Raw genomic sequence first — 1,148 nt, forward strand, 5'->3', positions numbered from 1 at the left:
GGATGCTCGACAATGGCAGTGATAGCGACAGTCTTCATTGCTGTGACGTCATCGCTAGTAGCCGCACCATCAGGCGCACTCGTATCTTGTGCCGACTGGTTACAGCCGGTTAAGATGGCAGTACACATACCGCCTAATAACAAGGCTTTGCTAAAATTGAAATGACCAAAACGGTTTTGATAAAACATGGGTCTCGCTCCTAAAATAATAGTGTGTCCGTACACTATATAAATAATTGACGTGCTGATTGTTATCTTACTACTTTTTATTTGGTATCGACATCAGTATCAGTATCAGTGTTGATGGCATCTTTTAGTAAGTCTTCTGATAAGCTCACTCCTTGCTCAGCTGCGTGCTTTGGGCTTGCATACAAAGTTAACGTGTTCATAACCTCAGGTTTAATAGTGTTAACGGCTTCTCCATTTAATACGCGATAAACCATTTTGCCAGTAGTACGCCCAAAATCATAGTCATTTACCCCAAGTGCTGCTGTCGCGCCGCGTCTGACACTAAATTCATCTGAAGCAATAACTGGAATATCAAGCTCGTTTGCTGCACCTGCCATCGCCTCGAATGCAGACACGACGTTATTGTCTAACGAGGTATAAATGACATCAGCGCGACCAGCAAGACTGCGCGTCGCCATAGCAACATCAGTTGGTCGGTTGGCTGTTACGTCGAGTATTTTGAGTCCACGTGTTGATGCCGCCTCCTTAAGCTGATTCAGCACGACCACAGAGTTGACCTCACCTGGGCTATAAACGTAGCCAATGGTTTTTGCATCGGGGACAATCTTTTGAATGTTCTCTAACTGCGGCTCGATAGGCAATTGGCTGGATAGGCCTGTCACGTTGGTTTGAATGGGAACGCCCTTATCATCGATAAGTTTGGCTGCAACAGGGTCTGAGATGGCAGTATAAACAACTGGAACGGTTTTGGTGGATGCCACGATTGACTGAGCAGATGGCGTTGAGATGGCTACAATGGCATCTGGATTGTCGCCTGCAAACTGCTTAGCGATCTGCCCTGCTGTCGCCGTATTACCTTGTGCACTTTGGAAATTAACGGTTAAGTTTTGGCCCTCGACATAGCCGTTATCTGCCAACTCATCGATAATACCACGGCGCATCTCGTCTAGTGATGGATGT

The 1,148-nt window shown here is 46.3% G+C and carries 1 protein-coding gene and 1 pseudogene; both read right to left on the reverse strand.

The genetic code is table 11. The features are described from left to right. Window positions 1–188: pseudogene (locus ACS8FD_RS15960) on the reverse strand (ABC transporter substrate-binding protein); the annotation flags it as partial. A gap of 77 nt (window positions 189–265) precedes the next feature. Further along, the coding region (locus ACS8FD_RS15965; protein WP_439276569.1) for an ABC transporter substrate-binding protein at window positions 266–1,148 on the reverse strand (883 nt) is incomplete at its 5' end.

This window comes from Psychrobacter sp. 1U2 (genome assembly GCF_051847575.1).